Annotated in this window: 15 protein-coding genes; 8 read left to right on the top strand and 7 right to left on the bottom strand. The window is 37.1% G+C overall.

Annotation, left to right across the window (positions count from 1 at the left end):
• Nucleotides 1-2: 2 nt before the first annotated feature.
• The 3 genes from EL144_RS05485 to rpmE are packed head-to-tail and all read right to left on the bottom strand — an operon-like array spanning nt 3 to nt 1,987.
• Complete coding sequence (locus EL144_RS05485; RefSeq protein ID WP_005704502.1) at nt 3-1,031, bottom strand: glycosyltransferase family 9 protein; 1,029 nt, start codon at nt 1,029-1,031, stop codon at nt 3-5.
• A complete protein-coding gene (locus EL144_RS05480) occupies nt 1,028-1,714 on the bottom strand; it encodes a glycosyltransferase family 25 protein (RefSeq protein ID WP_005701794.1) in 687 nt (228 codons plus the stop codon). Before EL144_RS05480 ends, EL144_RS05485 begins: the two co-directional genes overlap by 4 nt.
• A gap of 60 nt (nt 1,715-1,774) precedes the next feature.
• Nucleotides 1,775-1,987, bottom strand: a complete 213-nt coding sequence (rpmE, locus tag EL144_RS05475) for a 50S ribosomal protein L31 (RefSeq protein WP_005701793.1) — start codon at nt 1,985-1,987, stop codon at nt 1,775-1,777.
• A gap of 257 nt (nt 1,988-2,244) precedes the next feature.
• Here rpmE and EL144_RS05470 point away from each other — a divergent pair, with 257 nt between their 5' ends.
• Both EL144_RS05470 and EL144_RS05465 read left to right on the top strand, forming a co-directional pair.
• A complete protein-coding gene (locus tag EL144_RS05470; RefSeq protein ID WP_005701792.1) occupies nt 2,245-3,093 on the top strand; it encodes a glycosyltransferase family 25 protein in 849 nt (282 codons plus the stop codon).
• Between the two features lie 26 nt (nt 3,094-3,119).
• Nucleotides 3,120-4,049, top strand: a complete 930-nt coding sequence (locus EL144_RS05465; RefSeq protein ID WP_005704503.1) for a capsular polysaccharide synthesis protein — start codon at nt 3,120-3,122, stop codon at nt 4,047-4,049.
• 125 nt (nt 4,050-4,174) lie between these two features.
• On the opposite strand, the gene EL144_RS05460 is transcribed toward EL144_RS05465, so the two are convergent.
• The 4 genes from EL144_RS05460 to EL144_RS05445 form a co-directional block, all read right to left on the bottom strand.
• Nucleotides 4,175-4,873: a CTP--phosphocholine cytidylyltransferase gene (locus tag EL144_RS05460; RefSeq protein ID WP_005704504.1), complete on the bottom strand. Its 699-nt coding sequence runs from the start codon at nt 4,871-4,873 to the stop codon at nt 4,175-4,177.
• Nucleotides 4,870-5,286 (bottom strand): EamA family transporter, encoded by a 417-nt coding sequence (locus tag EL144_RS11550; RefSeq protein WP_232010651.1) that lies wholly within the window; start codon nt 5,284-5,286, stop codon nt 4,870-4,872. Before EL144_RS11550 ends, EL144_RS05460 begins: the two co-directional genes overlap by 4 nt.
• Before the next feature lie 468 nt (nt 5,287-5,754).
• On the bottom strand, nt 5,755-6,672 hold the full coding sequence (locus EL144_RS05450) for a choline kinase family protein (RefSeq protein ID WP_005701787.1): 918 nt from the start codon (nt 6,670-6,672) through the stop codon (nt 5,755-5,757).
• A gap of 16 nt (nt 6,673-6,688) precedes the next feature.
• Nucleotides 6,689-7,399: a hypothetical protein gene (locus EL144_RS05445; protein ID WP_050332897.1), complete on the bottom strand. Its 711-nt coding sequence runs from the start codon at nt 7,397-7,399 to the stop codon at nt 6,689-6,691.
• 309 nt (nt 7,400-7,708) lie between these two features.
• Here EL144_RS05445 and priA point away from each other — a divergent pair, with 309 nt between their 5' ends.
• From priA to EL144_RS05415, 6 genes are all read left to right on the top strand, one after another.
• Nucleotides 7,709-9,907, top strand: coding sequence for a primosomal protein N' (priA, locus tag EL144_RS05440; RefSeq protein ID WP_050332899.1), 2,199 nt, complete (start codon nt 7,709-7,711; stop codon nt 9,905-9,907).
• Nucleotides 9,908-10,010: 103 nt separating this feature from the next.
• The gene (gene ftsN / locus EL144_RS05435; RefSeq protein WP_050332900.1) at nt 10,011-10,865 is read left to right on the top strand and encodes a cell division protein FtsN; all 855 of its coding nucleotides are present in this window, start codon (nt 10,011-10,013) and stop codon (nt 10,863-10,865) included.
• Between the two features lie 204 nt (nt 10,866-11,069).
• The gene (locus EL144_RS05430) at nt 11,070-11,636 is read left to right on the top strand and encodes a TetR/AcrR family transcriptional regulator (protein WP_032995308.1); all 567 of its coding nucleotides are present in this window, start codon (nt 11,070-11,072) and stop codon (nt 11,634-11,636) included.
• Nucleotides 11,637-11,673: 37 nt separating this feature from the next.
• A complete protein-coding gene (gene acrA, locus EL144_RS05425; RefSeq protein WP_005704512.1) occupies nt 11,674-12,870 on the top strand; it encodes a multidrug efflux RND transporter periplasmic adaptor subunit AcrA in 1,197 nt (398 codons plus the stop codon).
• 13 nt (nt 12,871-12,883) lie between these two features.
• Nucleotides 12,884-15,982 carry a multidrug efflux RND transporter permease subunit AcrB gene (acrB, locus tag EL144_RS05420; RefSeq protein ID WP_032995309.1) on the top strand — a complete coding sequence of 1,033 codons (3,099 nt, stop codon included), beginning with the start codon at nt 12,884-12,886 and terminating at the stop codon, nt 15,980-15,982.
• 42 nt (nt 15,983-16,024) lie between these two features.
• A complete protein-coding gene (locus tag EL144_RS05415; protein WP_032995316.1) occupies nt 16,025-16,825 on the top strand; it encodes a class I SAM-dependent methyltransferase in 801 nt (266 codons plus the stop codon).
• Nucleotides 16,826-17,152 lie beyond the last annotated feature (327 nt).

Genomic DNA, 17,152 nt, shown 5'->3' with positions numbered 1-17,152 from the left:
AATTAATTTAACCATTCTGCTTTAATTTCTTCCGGATTCAATTCATTAATGTTTTCTTTATAGAAAAGAATATGGGTCTCATTACTGCAATTAGGATTCCAGTGCTTAAATGCGATAGGATCTTTTTTGTACATTGCAATAATAGGCTTATTGAAACCGGAGGCAATATGTACGGTTGATGTATCTGTTGATATTAATTGAACCGAGTGACGAATTAACTCAATAGTATGGAAAATTGTTGTTGTATAATGAATATAAATATTTTTATATCCTTGAGTAAGTTCTTTCAATAAAGGGGTTACTTCCGGATAGCTTAATAATATGAATTGTTTATCTTTTTTGGTTTCTGTAAGATAGCGTAAATAGCGTTTAATATTTTCATTGTTTACTTTCTTAGCTCTATATGCCCCAAAGAAATTTACAGTAATATAGTTAGAGATATTATTTTCTTGTAAAAAATTATGAATTTCAACCGCACTTTTTTCATCATAAGGAATATCATAAGTGGTATCTACATTTGTTATTCCTGCTAATTCTAAAGATTGTTGATAGATTTTAGAAAAATGTTCATCATTTTCTAAACTGTGAGTAAAGATTTTATAATTTGATTTTTTATAACCAATATAATTTTTAGCATTAATTAATCTTAGTAAAAGGAGATCTCGGTTTTTTATTGCTAGTGTTGGGTCAATTACTACATCATATTTTTCTTTTGCAAGGACTAAACCGGATTTAATATAGTCAAGAATACTGCGTTTCTTTACAAAGTAAAGTTGATCAATATGAGGATTTTGTTTAAATAAGTAGGCATCTTTTGTTGTACAAACTACGCCAATTTTTATTTCAGAGTTGAATTTCTTAATTTCTCTGAAAATAAAAGAGCTCACAATGTAATCGCCAATTTTCCCGTCTTGACGTAAGAAAAGAATTTTCTTCGGAGAAAGTGCGGTAGAATTTTTAGGCGTTTTTTTATCTAAGATAAGTTTTCCTATCGTTAGACGTATAGTTTGGAGCATGAGTTTAATGTTCATTGGTTATATCTATTTTTAATTTGATCAATTTCTGAATCCGTATCAAGACCTCTAAAAATACATGGAGGCTCTACCCCATAAGCATTCACTTTAGTTTTTTGTATTAGTCCGGTTAGATAATCAGCCGGCATTCTTATTGGATAAGCATAATTCAGTAGCTTTTGGGCACCGGAAAGGGTTATTAAGTAGGCTGTTGCGTATATTATGCATCGTTTAGAGTTTTTAGAAGGGCTACGGTAATGCGCTAATCGGTATCCTTCAATTAATTTCTTTTTAAAGGGATATGATTTGACTTTACCATGATCTAAGAAAACAAGTTCGTAGCTGTGATGAATTTTAGAGATAATATCTTTAATAATTTCCTTAAAGAATTGAGAAACAATAGCGTCATCTTCAAGGATAATTGCAGATGATATATTATTCTTCGCCATATGCTCATAAATCTTGATATGGCTAGTAGCACAACCGATTTCTCCAAGGGTTAATGGATGAGGATTATAAGTTTTATAAAAACTATAATCCACCTTAGAAAGTGCTTCTTCACTTAATTCTTTTCCATAAACCGCATCAAAAAATTCAAATTGCAATCCAAGCCCATTTAAGCGCTTTGCCATGAATTCACGACGGGGAGAGTTTTTTAAACTGATAATGAAGATTGGTGGGAGATTGTATGCGCTATTCATAACACATTACCTTAAGTTGAATAGAAGTAACCCCCGCAATTGCGAGGGCTAAAATTCAGATTATTTTGTGCCTGGAATTTTGAAACGGCTGTTAAAGCGTTCAACACGACCACCGGTATCAACAACGCGTTGTTTACCTGTATAGAACGGGTGGCAGTTACCACACACATCAAGATTGATGTTTTTACCTAAAGTTGAACGTGTTTTAATTACGTTACCGCAAGAACAAGTTGCAGTAACTTCTTTATATTCAGGATGAATACCTTGTTTCATAGAAAACCTCAAATTTGAAGCCATGCCGCTATCAAGCCAATCGCAGAAGCAATCCTTGACACCGCATGAGATTAATATTTATGCCATTACAAAATGACACCCTTGTGTGTAGGGTTGCAAATTTTACAGAAAAAATTAGTGTAGTTCAAGTTGTGAACTGACTCACAACTTTGGTTTTTTGTGTATATTAAGATTCATTTTATTACCCCCAATATAGTAAGATAACCCACAATCTAAGACTAACTTAATACCTCTGTATGCATTTTATTGAAAATAAAAACTTTGTTATCAGCATTCCCACTGCGGATAAACGTCGAAATCACATCATCCAACAATTTGGTCAGAAGAAAATTCCCTTTGAATTTTTTGACGCGTTTACCCCTTCTGAGCGACTCAATGACCATTTACAGCGCTATCTCCCAAATGTTGCTGCCACACCTAGGCTTACCATGGGAGAAAAAGGCTGTCTAATGAGCCATTTCATGTTGTGGAAAAAGTGTGTTGATGATGGTTTAGATTACATTACGCTTTTTGAGGACGATATTTTGCTTGGTGAGAATGCCGAACAGTTTCTTGCTGAAGATGAATGGCTTAAAGTGCGGTTCAATTTTCAAGAGATTTTTGTCTTGCGTTTAGAAACCTTTTTGATGCCCGTTAAGATTGAAAAACAGCAAGGAATTTTACCTTTTCAACAGAGAGAAATTGATATTTTGAAATCAAAACATTTTGGTACGGCGGGATATGTGATTTCTCATGGTGCAGCTAAGTATCTAATTGAAGTGTTTGAAAAATTTTCCTCAGAAGAAGTTAAACCCATTGACGAAATTATGTTTAATCAACTGATTGATATTTCTGGGTATCAGGTATATCAACTTAATCCGGCGATTTGTGTGCAAGAATTGCAGTTAAATCAAGAAAATAGTGTATTAGAGAGCGGGCTTCAGAAAGAGCGCAAAAAGAATACAGTCAGCCATACAAAGAAAACGTTAAAATACCGCTTAACTCGGATGAAAGAAAATATTCTAAGAGCGTTGAATAAGAAGAAATGGGAAGAGCGGCAGTATATTAAAGGACTGCAGGGTAAAAACATTATTTTGTTTATATAGATGATTACTAAAACTAGGTGTTGCTTATGTATATTTTAAAAAAAATACTTTTAGAGTTTATTTCTTTGTTTGGGATCTCTAAAGCTAATAGAAAGGCAATTAGGAAATATATGTCAATTTTATTAAGCCTTGAGCAGGAGAAAATTCGTAGAAATAAAAGATATTTAAATAAGTATATAAATATAAAAATTAATAAAAATTTAGACTATTTTAAAGGAGATCTTCCAGTTTGGCAGCTTTGGTTGCAAGGTTATGATAACTCGCCTCAGATAGTAAAAAATTGTATTAATTCAGTAAGATTTTTCTGTAAAAATAGAAAAATAATTCTTTTAACTAAAGATAACTTAAATCAATATGTATCTTTGCCTGGATGTATAATTAAAAAATATAATTTAGGAATTATAACCCATACCCATTTCTCTGATCTTGTTAGGGTTGCATTGCTTTGTGAGCATGGTGGGACTTGGATAGATAGTACAGTTTTATTGACAGGTGAAATACCTAAAAAAATTTTAGAAGCTCCTTTATTTATGTTTTCATCACCAAAGGGTGATTTTTATTATAAGACACATTTGATTTCAAGTTGGTTTATTCATTCTTCTAAGAAAAACAATCTGTTAATTAGTTTAAGGGATAGCTTATTTTCTTATTGGGAACATGAGAATAACTTAAGAGACTATTATCTTGTACATTTGATTTTTAGAAATATCATTGATTTTTCAGATGATCTGAAGAAGGAATGGAATAGTCTTTATCACTTGCCCAATAATAACCCACATACATTACAGTTAAAATTAGGAGATTGCTTTAATATGAAGGAATATTTAGAAATAAAAGAATTAACATTTATTCATAAATTAACTTATAAATTTAAACCTTTATCTATAAAATTAGATGATAACTTAACGTATTGGGACCTTTTATCTTCAGATAGAACATTTAGCAAGATTTTTTAATAAATTACCTGATTTCTATTTTTAAAGTAAATTTGTCAGTTAATTAAATTAATTTACATCTACTCTCCTTTTCTATTTGGGTATTGAAATTAAAATAATAATTTTCCATGGTGTTTCTCCAAAATTTATCTTTTAATTATTTCTTTTATTTTCTCATAATCTGAAATATCATCTATTTCCACTGCTTTATTTATTGGTAATAAATTAACTTCTACTTTTATCTTGCCTTCGTTAATCAACTTTAATGGGATGTTATCCCAGTATAACTTTTTATCTTGTAATATTTCATCATTTAAATAATTATTTATCTGATTTTTTATAGTGTTACAATCTTCTTTATTCCAATATGATATCCCTAATAGTGAAGGGAGTTCGAGATCACTAATAGCAATAGTCTTAATAAATCTGTTATTGCTATCAAGAAGCGGTATCCATTCCTTGTTTGATGATTTGTCTCTTAAGATAGTATAGTATGTGCTATTTTTTAAATAGCAAAACGGATTTTCTAATAATACTACATCGGCATCAATTACAAAGGTATTATTAAAATGATTTATTGCTAAGTAAAATGAATAAATACTGTTATATTTTTTGTAGTATATATTATGTATTAGGTTACAATTATATTTGTCAGATAAATAAGAGAATAGATTAGCCTGATGGCCTGTTACTATATGTATTTCGTTAATCCCAATATCTTGTAAATATTTAATTGTTTTCTCAATATTTGGGGTTTCATTTATTTTAAATAATGCCTTATGATTATTTTTTGTTAATTCTTTAAATCTAGAACCGAGTCCTGCTGCAAGAATAATTGCATTCATTTTTTTTGATCCTTTATGCATAAAAGTGTTCCTATAAATATTAGTGTGGAGCAAATTATATATTTTAATTCATAATTTCCATTTAATATATTTAGGATGGTAATAGAAAAAATAGCAGCGCTTATGTTTAGAGACATTGATTTTACAGCGCCTATCTTAGATATAGATATATAATAAAATAGGTATGATATTAAACCAATAATAGAAAGAAATATGATTGGATAACTATTATTCAGATGGTTAACTATTGATAGATTATTTTGTGAGTTAAATTTAGATATCAGAAAAAAGGCAATAAAAAGAAAGGTGGTTGATGTTATTTGTCTAATCATCAGTGCCTCTTCTGGGTTGCGATAATTCTTTACCCCATATTCACAGATTATTCCTTCTATAGCCCAGCATAATGCACACATCAATGCGGGCAACCATATGTAACCTCTTTCATTGCTTAATATTAATATTGCAATGCATAGGAGAATAAATGTTATCATATCTTTTGTAGTATATTTTTTATTTACTAATATAACTGAAAATCTAGCTACTATTGGATATGACATTGTTAATATAGTGGTTATTTCTACAGAAGAAAGAAGAATAGATAATATATAAAAAATAAACCTAATGATGCTCCAATTATAGATGACAAAACAAATAATAAGTCAGTTCTTCTTGGTTTAAAATTAATAGCCGATTTTTTATCGTAAAAGATTAGAAAAATAATAAGTAGCCAAATAACCGAACTAGAATCATTATATAGAGCACTGATTATAGTAAATATTATAATATTATTTCCTTCAGGTTGAATTAGTATAGAGAAAAGCAATGTGTTTAATGACCAAAGCAATCCAGATAATAAGGCAAGAAGCACTCCCAGATTAACTTTATTTTTCATAAATATACTTAACCTTATATTCTTTAATTAAATGTTTTGCATTTTTTAGTCTATTTTTTGCATAATTAGGAAAAGACTCGCCATTATTTTCTTTAATAATAGTCCACAAATACCATAGTAAGCATTGGCTAATTTTATACATTAATATTCTTTGTAAGAAATTTTTATTTTCAGGTGGATGACTAATTCTAGATAAGTAATAATTAAGGAAATCTATTTCATCTTTGCAGTTGAAATTGGCTTCATAGAAGATAGATGCGATATCCCAAGCAGGATCGTTCATGCCGGAGTATTCCCAGTCAATAATATAAAGTTGATTAGATTGTTTATTTAATACAAAATTCTCTGGGACTAAGTCGTTATGACATGGGCATAACTTAGTGTTTAAATATTCTACCTCATCCAAAAATGCTAAAAATGAATCTTTTATTTGTAAGAATGATTCGTCTAATTTATAGTTATTTTGATTTATTAAGTTCAAATATTTTAAAAACTCGCTCTTAACGATAAATGTATTTTTAAACTTAATATCTGAGGTATGTAATTCTGCAACTTTATCAGCTATTAAATAAAAATTTCTTCTTGTGGTTTTGGGAGATAATGTTTCAGCATTATTAATATATTTACTTATTTTTATACCAGATTTATTATCAAAATATATTATATCTGGACTGATAAATTTTCGAGCTGTTATAGTGCTATTGTAAATTTCATTATCTCTATTAATAAATAACTCGGTTGCTTTTCCAGAAATTCTTGCAACAAATTTCCCCTTTCTTGTATTTAGGAAGAAGTTAGTATTGGTCATGCCTCCAATAAGGGAAAATTCTATGACTTCGTTTTCTTTAATTTTTAAGGATTCTAGTAAAAGATTATATTCTTTTATAAACTTCTTTTTGGTATTCATACATGTATTTATTATTTTAAGATACTTTTATTCCTACTGTATTTTGATCTAATGGTATTTCTCGATCTTTAGGTCTATCTTCATAGCTATAGGATTTGGGGATCATAAAGTCATCCCCATAGTAGGAACTTAAGTGTTTTTGTATATTATTAGGTCGATAAAATTCCTGATTCAAAAAAGTTGTTTTCTCTAACTCAAAATTATCATATTCTATATAGCTTACATTATATGAACTTTTATTATTTTCATCAAAACAATAACAGGTTTTTTTATTTTTTATACTCTTGAATATAAAAAAATCAATAGAGACACTATCTTTGTATTGTATAGTGTATTCTGCAGTGAAATTGTTTAAGTATGAAATATTGCTATTAATAATAAATTTTCGTAAAAGTTTGAATCCTCTTTTTTCTAGGTATTGAATAAAATCCTCAATTAAATTATTTTCTTCTATACCAAAGTCAATATCTGTATCATTTTGTAAAATATTATTTTCTCTGTAATAACCAAGAAGGGTTCCAAATTCTAGCCATATTTTGATCGGTTTTTTATATTCTGATATTACTTCAGATAATATCTTTAATGCTTCAGGGGCATAGTATAAGAAACGTTTACTTTCTAGGTTTTTTTTATTTTCTCTGATTTTATTTCTTATTTCTTTTCTTTTTTGAGAGTTGAATGGGTGACACATAGATATAAAAAAGGTCGAATTGAAAAAATTTTTCATTTTAGTGAGTTAACCTATTTCTTGAGTTAAGTTTTTTTGCATGGATAAGATATTTAATTAACATATTAATATGGTTTAGCAAATGACACTATTTTGCTCTTCCGAGGAAGAACATTAAAAATATGTAATTGGATAAACTGAACTTAAGTAACATACCATTTTTACTTATATTTGTCTATTTTTGAACATATGGTAAATGGTGGCAATAGAATCATCTTTGCAAGTACTATGTACTTTTTAATATAATTTGTCTCATCTACCTATATAATATCCTTAATAAATTTTACATTCTCTGTGAACAAAGATCTTATGCCATTTGCCCGAATCGCACTTCCGGTGCCGCTACATCGCTATTTTGACTATGTCTTCCCTGCGTCAATGAAGGTTGTTGTTGGGGGGCGGGTGCTTGTGCCGTTTGGGACGCAGAAGCGGGTTGGCGTTGTAGTTGACGTAGTGGAACAGACGGAAGTGCCTGAAGAACAGTTGAAGCCTGTGTTAGCCTCTCTGGATGAAACTTCGCTGTTTTCACCGGAAATTTGGCTGTTCTTAAATTGGGCAGCAAATTATTATCATGCGCCTTTGGGAGAAGTGTTATCCCAAGCATTGCCGGTGAAGCTACGTCAAGGTGAAAGTGCGGTGGAAAAACAAATAATTTTTTGGAAACCGACCGCACTTGGTGAACAAGCGTTGGTGCAAGGTTTGCTAAAACGCTCGAAAAAACAGCTTGAAGCATTGCAGGCGGCAAATGATGGGATGGAAAAAGGCAACAACCCATTTGGTAGCGGCATTTGGTCGGCGTTGAAAGCTAAAGAATACATTACCGAAATCGCTCAAGAACTGGAAATTCAAACCTGGCAACAACAATTAGCCGGTGAACCAATCGTGAATAAAGCCGATCGATTAACACTCAACAAACAACAAGCGTTGGTGTTTAGCCAATTGAAATTTACCCAAGGGTTTGCAGCATGGTTGTTGGACGGCGTGACAGGTTCTGGCAAAACAGAAATCTATCTGCAATTTATTGAAGAGATTTTAAATCAAGGCAAACAAGTGTTGGTCTTGGTGCCGGAAATCGGGCTAACGCCACAAACGGTAAGTCGTTTCCAAGCCCGTTTTAACGTGGTGATTGATGTGTTGCATTCCAATTTAAATGACACGCAACGATTACACGTGTGGCAACGTGCGCGTAGCGGGCAAAGTGCGGTCATTATTGGTACGCGATCAGCGCTGTTTACGCAATTTGCCGATTTAGGCGCGATTATTATCGATGAAGAACATGACGCTTCTTTTAAGCAGCAAGACGGTTGGCGTTATCATGCTCGCGATTTGGCGGTGGTGTATGCAAAACAACTGAATATCCCCGTTTTAATGGGGTCGGCAACACCCAGTTTGGAAAGTCTGAATAATGTGCAACAGGGAAAATATCAGCGTTTATGTCTGTCAGAAAAAGCCAATCATTCCACCGCACTTCAACAGCAAATTATTGATTTAAAACATCAGTCAATGCGCAACGGTTTATCGGAAATCCTGTTAAAACGCATGCAGGCGCATTTAGAAAAAGGCAATCAAGTCTTGTTATTTCTAAATCGACGCGGTTTTGCACCGGTGTTGCTGTGTCATGAATGCGGTTGGATGGCGGAATGTCGCCATTGTGATAAGCCTTACACATATCATCAACAACATAATGTCTTGCGTTGTCATCATTGCAGTGCGCAAAAGCCGATTCCGCGCCAATGCGGCAATTGTGGTTCTACCCAATTAATCACCACCGGCTTAGGCACGGAGCAGTTAGAAGACACCTTAAAAGCGGTTTTCCCAAATTACGGCATTGCCCGTATTGACCGTGACACAACGGCGCGCAAAGGAAAATTAGAAGGTTATTTAGCGGATATTCAACAGGGCAAAAGCCAAATTCTTATCGGGACGCAAATGTTGGCGAAAGGACACCATTTCCCAAATGTCACCTTAGTCGCATTGGTAAATGTGGATAGTGCTTTGTTTTCATTGGATTTCCGTGCGGAAGAACGGCTAGCTCAACTTTATATGCAGGTGGCAGGCCGTGCGGGGCGAGGGGCGCAGCAGGGGGAAGTGTTATTGCAAACCCATTATCCCGAGCATCCGCTATTACAAAGTTTATTGAAGCATGGCTATGATAATTTTGCCCAACAAGCATTGGCGTTGCGTCATAAAATGGGATTGCCGCCTTTTAGTTCGCAAGCATTATTTAAAGCCCAAAGTCGCCATAGCGAGGATGCGGAACAGCTATTGGCGCAGTTTGCCGAGTATTTTTATGGCGTTAAGCAACATACTGCACCTGAGTTACAAATTCTCGGTCCTATCACTGCGCCGTTCAGCAAAAAAGCGGGGCAATATCGTTGGCAATTATTGTTGCAACATCCTTCCCGCCCGATTTTGCAGCAAGTGTTAAATGAATTTCAGACAAGCGAGTTAAATAAACCTGCTCAAGTGCGGTGGATTTTAGACGTGGATCCGCTAGATTTAGGCTAGTTTGGGCTTTGTTGTAGTCAATAAGACAATTTTTCAGTAGAATTAGCGGAATTTTTTATTGTCATATAGTTAATTATTTTAGTTAGATTAAACAGGTTTTATTGTGGCTCAACGTGATTACGCCACCCGTAGCGGTGCAAAGAAAAAGAAGAAACAGAAAAAAAGTAACAAATCCTTGCTATTTATTATTGCTGCCATTGTGGTAGCTGCTTTTGGTCTTGGGCTTTATTTATTAAAAGAAAAAGCGCCGGAGCCTGTTGTTCAACCTGTTGAAACGACAGAAAAAACACAACCGAAAAGTGTGTTGCCAAATCGTCCGGAAGAAGTGTGGAGCTACATTAAAGCCTTAGAAACCCGCACTGTGCCTATTGATGATAATCCGAAGTCATTAGATAAAAATATGCGTCTAACAGAAGAACAACGCAAGATTTTACTAGCCATGGAAGAAGAACAAAAACAAGCGGAATTGGCGCGTAGCAAAGCAGCTGAAACCCAGGCAACAACAACGCAACAAGCGGTACAACAGCCAACTCAACCACCTCAACAAGTCGCACAGCAGGTGGTTCAACCACAAGTGAAACCGCAAGTGGTAGAAGCTAAAAAAACAACATCGCCAAAAGAAGAGAAAAAAGCGGAGCAAATCGTAAAAAGCGAGCCCCAGAAGAAACCTGAACCGGCACCACAGCCTCAGCCGCAGCCACAGACTTCACAACCGACATCACAACAAACCTCGAATAACGGGGAACGACGCTACGGCTTGCAATGCGGTGCATTTAAAAATAAAGCGCAAGCCGATGCATTACAGGCTAAATTAAGTGCACTTGGCTTAAATGCCCGAGTCAATGCAAGTGCCGATTGGAACCGGGTCGTGGTCGGCCCTGCAGGTGACCGAAATGCAGCAGTGAAAATGCAGGAAAAAGCCAAAAGCGTGATTAACTGTGTTGTCATAGGAATGTGATGAATAAGATTGCGATAAAAGTGCGGTGATTTTTCACCGCACTTTTTTATTTTTAGCTTGCTAAAAAATAAAAAATCAATAAAATGAACGAACGTTCATTCAGTGCTATTGTATTTACTGTATGTGACCTACCTAAATGTGCGAATTAAACGAAATTTTAACCGCACTTCTAACGATTAACCCAAATTATAGTAGTTAATTTATATGCCTCAGTCAGAAACAGATATGATCGAGCGAATTTTTACCGCCACGAATGATCTGATGGCGACAGTTGGTTTGCCAAACTTGTCCATGCACAAGATTGCCAAAGAAGCCAAGATTTCGCCGGGAACAATTTATATTTATTTCAAGAATAAAGATGAATTATTGGCACAGTTCGCACGATATATTTTTAAATCTTTCCAAGAAACCTTGGGAAAAGATTACGATGAAAGCCAATCGTTTTTCCATCGCTATCGGCGAATGTGGTGGAATATTTGGCATTCTTTGGAACAAGATCCAACGATTGTTGCCAATATGGGACAATACGAATTTCTGCCCGGATTTTATGAAATTTGCAAAGAGTGGGAGCACCAAGGCATTTGGCATGATTTTTGTACAAAAGCTGCAGAGGCGGATGAGATCTGTGATTTGCCGCCTCACTTACTGTTTGCCATCTCGTTGGAAAGCGCGCTCAATATTGCATTTAAATGCAAACAATTTGCTCAACGGGTTTCAATGGATATGCTGGAGTCGGTTATCGAACGTACTTGGCGTGCCATTCAAAAATAATAACTTTAGTTACAGATAATATTCACGGAGTTTTTTTATGAGTCAAACTCAAACCAATAGACCAAAGCGTTCTCACGTTTTTTTGTTGAAACTGACTTTAGGTATATTTGTACTCATTTTTATCGCAATGATTGTGATGAATTATATGAAATCAAAAGGCATTGCGGATTTCTTGGCAAATCAAGGTGAAACTCCCTCACCGGTAACGGCAATGACCATTACTACTCAACAATGGACGCCTGTGATTGAAACCACCGGTTTGGTTCGTCCGAATCAAGGTGCGATGTTAAGTGCGCAAAGTGCGGGTACAATTTCAAAAGTTTTGGTGACAAATGGCCAAAATGTGAAAAAAGGCGATTTGTTGGTTGAGTTGGATAGTTCCGTAGAACGTGCCAGTTTACAAGCTGCCGAAGCGCAAGTGATTTCATTGCGCCAAACTTACCAACGTTATGCCAATCTGGCGAAAAGCGGTGGTGTTTCCCGTCAAGAGTTAGACAATGCGAAAGCGGCCTATGATGCGCAAGCGGCTAACGTGGAATCCTTAAAGGCTACCATTGAACGTCGTCAAATTGTTGCGCCCTTTGATGGTAAAGCCGGTATTGTGAAAGTTAATGTCGGTCAGTATGTGTCAAACGGCACAGAAATTGTACGTGTAGAAGATCGTAGCTCCATGAAAGTAGATTTTTCTATTGCACAGAATTTATTGGATGAGCTGCGTATTGGTCAAAAAGTTACTGCGACCGCAGATGCCCGTTTAGGGGAAACTTTTGCAGCGAAAGTCACGGCCATTGAACCTGCTATCAGCTCTTCAACCGGCTTGGTGGATATTCAAGCGACGTTTGAGCCGGAAGATGGTGCAAAATTATTGTCCGGTATGTTCACCCGTTTGAATGTGGCATTGTCGACGGAATATGACCAAATCGTCGTGCCGCAAGTGGCGGTGAGCTATAACATGTATGGCGAATCACTTTATATTTTGACCGCACTTTCTGATGAGGAAAAAGAGAAATTTGCTAAACAAGGCGATGTGAACAAAATGTATCGCGCCAAACAAATTACTGTATTTACGAAAGACCGCCAAGGTATTTACGCCCAGTTAAAAGGCGATGAAGTGAAAATCGGCGATAAAATCATCACCGGCGGTCAGCAAAACTTAAGTAATGGTGCACTCGTTATTGTGAGTGATAAAGAGGGCGTTGGCACCACGCAACCGGCAAGTAAAACCAATCTCTAATTAGGAATAGCGAATGAAATTTACCGATATATTTATTCGACGTCCTGTTCTCGCAGTTTCGATTAGCTTGTTAATCATTATTTTAGGATTACAGGCAATTTCGAAACTGGCAGTGCGTGAATATCCTAAAATGACCACAACCGTAATTAAGGTTTCAACTGTTTATCCCGGTGCCGATGCAAACTTGATTCAGGCGTTCGTGACATCCAAAATCGAGGAAGCGGTGGCTCAAGCGGACAACGTGGACTATATGTCTTCCAGTAGTAGCCCAAGTAGTTCAATCGTGACGGTAAAAATGAAATTAAATACTGACCCGAATGCGGCACTTGCCGACGTGTTGGCGAAAGTGAACTCTGTGCGTTCTGAGTTACCGAGTGGAATTGAAGATCCGGCGGTGACCTCTTCCACCGGCGGTTCGGGGATTATGTACATTAGTTTCCGTTCCAATAAATTGGATGCCAGCCAGGTGACCGACTATATTCAACGTGTGGTGAAACCGCAGTTCTTTACCGTTGAAGGGGTGGCAAGCGTGGATATTTTCGGTGCGTCCGAATATGCCTTACGCATTTGGTTGGATCCGAAAAAGATGGCAGCACAAAACTTATCTGCCGCCACTGTTAGGTCTGCTTTATCCGCTAATAACGTACAAACGGCGGCAGGGAATGACAATGGTTTTTATGTGGTATATAAAAACAAAGTGGACACCACCACAAAATCAGTGAATGAGCTCGGTAATCTGATTGTTTCTTCCGATGGCGATAAACTCGTACGATTACGTGATGTCGCGGATGTCGAGCTAAATAAATCGAGCGATGCTGCCCGTGCGGTAGCCAATGGTTCTGATTCCGTGGTGTTGGCGGTGAACCCTACTTCTTCTGCAAACCCGTTAACCGTGGCGGAAAAAATCCTTCCGTTATATGAAAGCATCAAAAATAACTTACCGGATGCTATTCAAACAGATATTTTATATAACAGTACCATCGCCATTAATAACTCCATTAATGAAGTGGTGAAAACGATTATGGAAGCAACCCTGATCGTATTGGTCGTGATCACTATGTTTATCGGTTCCTTCCGTGCGATTTTGATTCCGGTGATTACCATTCCGATTTCCCTTATCGGGGTAATCATGATGTTGCAATCCTTGGATTTCTCTATCAATTTAATGACCTTGTTGGCCTTGATTTTGGCGATCGGGTTGGTGGTGGATGATGCTATTGTGGTATTGGAAAACGTTGACCGCCATATTAAACTCGGTGAAACCCCATTCCGTGCAGCAATTATTGGTACCCGCGAAATTGCCGTACCGGTTATTTCCATGACTATCGCCTTGATTGCGGTCTATTCTCCGATGGCGTTAATGGGCGGGATTACCGGTACGTTATTTAAAGAATTTGCGTTAACGCTCGCCGGTGCGGTATTCATTTCCGGTATCGTAGCATTAACTCTTTCTCCGATGATGACCAGTAAGTTGCTGAAAGAACATGATAAACCAAGTAAATTGGAAGAACGTGTTAACAGTACATTAACCAAAGTCAACAACGCTTATTCTTATGTCTTGGATTTGGTGATGGCGAATCGTAAATGTATGTTGGCATTTGCGGGCGTTATTTTTGCCACATTGCCGGTGTTGTTTAATTCACTTTCCAGTGAACTGACACCGACAGAAGACAAAGGTGCATTCTTAGCCATCGGTTCTGCACCGTCTAACGTGAACGTAGATTATGTACAAGCAGCTATGGCGCCGTATCAAAAAATCTTAACGGATACGGAGGAAGTACAATTTGCGATGACCATTTCGGGTGTGCCGAGCACAAGCCAATCCCTAAACGTGGTCACGTTAAAAGATTGGAACGAGCGTTCCAGAAGTCAAGCGGAAGTGTTGCAAGAGTTAAACAACAAAGCCAAGGCCATTCCGGAAGTGTCCGTCAGTGGTTTCGCCTTCCCTGAAATTGATACCGGAGAACAAGGGCCTCCGATTGGTTTTGTCATCAGCACCTCAAAAGGTTATGCAGATTTGGCTAATGTTGCCGGCAAGTTTTTAGATGCTATGCAAAAGTCAGGCAAATTCGTTTATACGGATTTGGATTTGAAATTTGATACGGCACAAATGCATATCAAAATTGATCGTGAAAAAGCAGGATCTTACGGTATTACCATGCAACAAATTAGTGCCACGTTAGGAAGCTTCTTATCTGCTGCTACCGTTGAACGTGTGGATATTGAAGGTCGTGCTTATAAAATTATTTCACAGGTGAAACGTGAAAACCGTTTATCACCTGAAAGCTGGAATAGTTACTATATTTCTGCTTCTAATGGAACCTCTGTGCCGCTCAGTAGCTTAGTGACTATGACATTGGAACCGCAACCAAGCTCCTTACCGCGTTTTAGCCAGTTGAATTCTGCGGTGATTAGCGCTGTGCCGATGCCGGGTTCTTCCATCGGGGACGCTATCCAATGGCTACAAGACAATTCAAAAGAATTGTTACTGCAAGGTTATAACTACGACTTCAAAGGTGAAGCTCGTCAGTTGGTACAAGAAGGTAATGCGTTAGCGGTGACTTTCGTGTTGGCAGTGGTTATCATCTTCTTAGTGTTGGCGATTCAGTTTGAATCCATCCGTGACCCGATGGTAATTATGATTTCCGTGCCACTAGCGATCAGTGGCGCATTATTGGCGTTAAACGCATTCGGTTTTGTCGGCAAAGCCGGCGCTACACTGAATATTTACTCTCAAGTAGGCTTGATTACACTGGTCGGCTTAATCACCAAGCACGGTATTTTAATGTGTGAAGTGGCAAAAGAAGCACAGCTCAATCACGGTAAAAACCGTATTGAAGCTATTACCGAAGCGGCCAAAGTGCGTTTGCGTCCGATTTTAATGACCACTGCTGCGATGATTGCCGGTCTGGTTCCGTTACTTTACGCCACCGGTGCCGGAGCAGTCTCCCGTTTCAGTATGGGGATCGTGATTGTTTCAGGCCTGGCTGTTGGTACGTTGTTTACTCTGTTCGTGTTGCCGGTGATTTATTCTTATGTTGCAAGCGAACACAAACCACTACCGGAATTTGATGAAAACATTAAACCGATTGAAGGTGAAATTAACCATTAATCCCGAATGTTTGTAGAACTTACCGCACTTTTAGAATATGCCATGACCATTTACGACATTGATTTCAACCAGCTTTACAAACAACATCTCATTGCCTGTAACCATTACAATTTGCCACCTGAAAAATGGGACAAGAAAGCAGTCAAGATGGCGGAAAATCTGGTGGGGAAAGCCAGCCGTTATAATCAACAATTACTGGAAGCTATGCAGGTGCAACCTGATGAAACCGTGCTCGATATCGGTTGTGGCCCGGGTACGTTCGCCATTCCTTTGGCACAGCAAGGCAGCCAAGTATATGCCTTGGATTACAGCACGGGGATGTTGGATGTATTGGCGGAATATAAACAAAAACTGCAACTGGCGAATTTAAAACTGATTCGTCGTTCTTGGGCCGAGGATTGGAACGATGTGCCGCAAGTGGATGTAATTTTGGCATCGCGCTCTACGTTAGTGGATGATTTAGACGACATGATCGAGAAACTCTGTGCCAAAGCGAAAAAACGGGTGTATCTCACTTCCGTGACGCAACGCCATTTTTTGGATGAGGGTGTATTTGACGCTATTGGACGTGAAGACATCGGTTTCCCGACTTATATTTATTTGCTGAATCGGCTTTATCAAAAAGGCATTCAAGCGAACCTGAGCTTCATTGAAACAGAATCCGGTCGCTTTATGGGAGAAACCTACGAGGATTTGCTCGGTTCCGTAGAATTTTCTCTTGGACCGTTAAATGAAAAAGAAAAGCAGGGCTTAACGGCATTTTATCGCCAAAAACAACAGAACAACGAATCTATCAAACACGGCCAGCGCAAATGGGCGTTGATTTGGTGGAATGTCGCGTAAAAGTGCGGTGAGATTTTGCGGTGTTTTTTGAACCTGAACGTGTTATTCGGCGAAGGTGATTTTTTCTCCTTCGCCTTGACGAAGCAGCCTTTCAGGCGTAACATTGCGCGCGATTTAGTAACAAGAGGACACACACTTTGGACAGTCACAGTCGATACCGAATAGAGTTTTCACTGTAACTATCGCCCGTCTCACTTATCGGCGATGGTTTCGTTGGTAAGTTTCGTTTACCTTTCTCTTTTTCGGCATCTTTTCCGTCAGACGAAAATTTGCAACACCTTCATCATTACCGCTTTCTTTTTAGTCGTTGAAAAACACGCGTAAAAA

Source organism: Aggregatibacter aphrophilus ATCC 33389 (assembly GCF_900636915.1).
In the GTDB taxonomy this organism is placed as follows: Bacteria; Pseudomonadota; Gammaproteobacteria; order Enterobacterales; family Pasteurellaceae; genus Aggregatibacter; species Aggregatibacter aphrophilus.
This window is presented reverse-complemented; position numbering and strand designations above follow the sequence as displayed.

Excerpts from the sequence above, each read along its gene's own strand:
- EL144_RS05485 (WP_005704502.1), bottom strand. The coding sequence starts at position 1,031 with ATGAACATTAAACTCATGCTCCAAACTATACGTCTAACGATAGGAAAA.
- EL144_RS05470 (WP_005701792.1), top strand. The coding sequence starts at position 2,245 with ATGCATTTTATTGAAAATAAAAACTTTGTTATCAGCATTCCCACTGCG.
- EL144_RS05480 (WP_005701794.1), bottom strand. The coding sequence starts at position 1,714 with ATGAATAGCGCATACAATCTCCCACCAATCTTCATTATCAGTTTAAAA.
- EL144_RS05450 (WP_005701787.1), bottom strand. The coding sequence starts at position 6,672 with ATGAATACCAAAAAGAAGTTTATAAAAGAATATAATCTTTTACTAGAA.
- EL144_RS05430 (WP_032995308.1), top strand. The coding sequence starts at position 11,070 with ATGCCTCAGTCAGAAACAGATATGATCGAGCGAATTTTTACCGCCACG.
- priA (WP_050332899.1), top strand. The coding sequence starts at position 7,709 with ATGCCATTTGCCCGAATCGCACTTCCGGTGCCGCTACATCGCTATTTT.
- EL144_RS05465 (WP_005704503.1), top strand. The coding sequence starts at position 3,120 with ATGTATATTTTAAAAAAAATACTTTTAGAGTTTATTTCTTTGTTTGGG.
- EL144_RS05460 (WP_005704504.1), bottom strand. The coding sequence starts at position 4,873 with ATGAATGCAATTATTCTTGCAGCAGGACTCGGTTCTAGATTTAAAGAA.
- EL144_RS05415 (WP_032995316.1), top strand. The coding sequence starts at position 16,025 with ATGACCATTTACGACATTGATTTCAACCAGCTTTACAAACAACATCTC.
- acrA (WP_005704512.1), top strand. The coding sequence starts at position 11,674 with ATGAGTCAAACTCAAACCAATAGACCAAAGCGTTCTCACGTTTTTTTG.
- EL144_RS05445 (WP_050332897.1), bottom strand. The coding sequence starts at position 7,399 with ATGAAAAATTTTTTCAATTCGACCTTTTTTATATCTATGTGTCACCCA.
- EL144_RS11550 (WP_232010651.1), bottom strand. The coding sequence starts at position 5,286 with ATGTGTGCATTATGCTGGGCTATAGAAGGAATAATCTGTGAATATGGG.
- rpmE (WP_005701793.1), bottom strand. The coding sequence starts at position 1,987 with ATGAAACAAGGTATTCATCCTGAATATAAAGAAGTTACTGCAACTTGT.
- acrB (WP_032995309.1), top strand. The coding sequence starts at position 12,884 with ATGAAATTTACCGATATATTTATTCGACGTCCTGTTCTCGCAGTTTCG.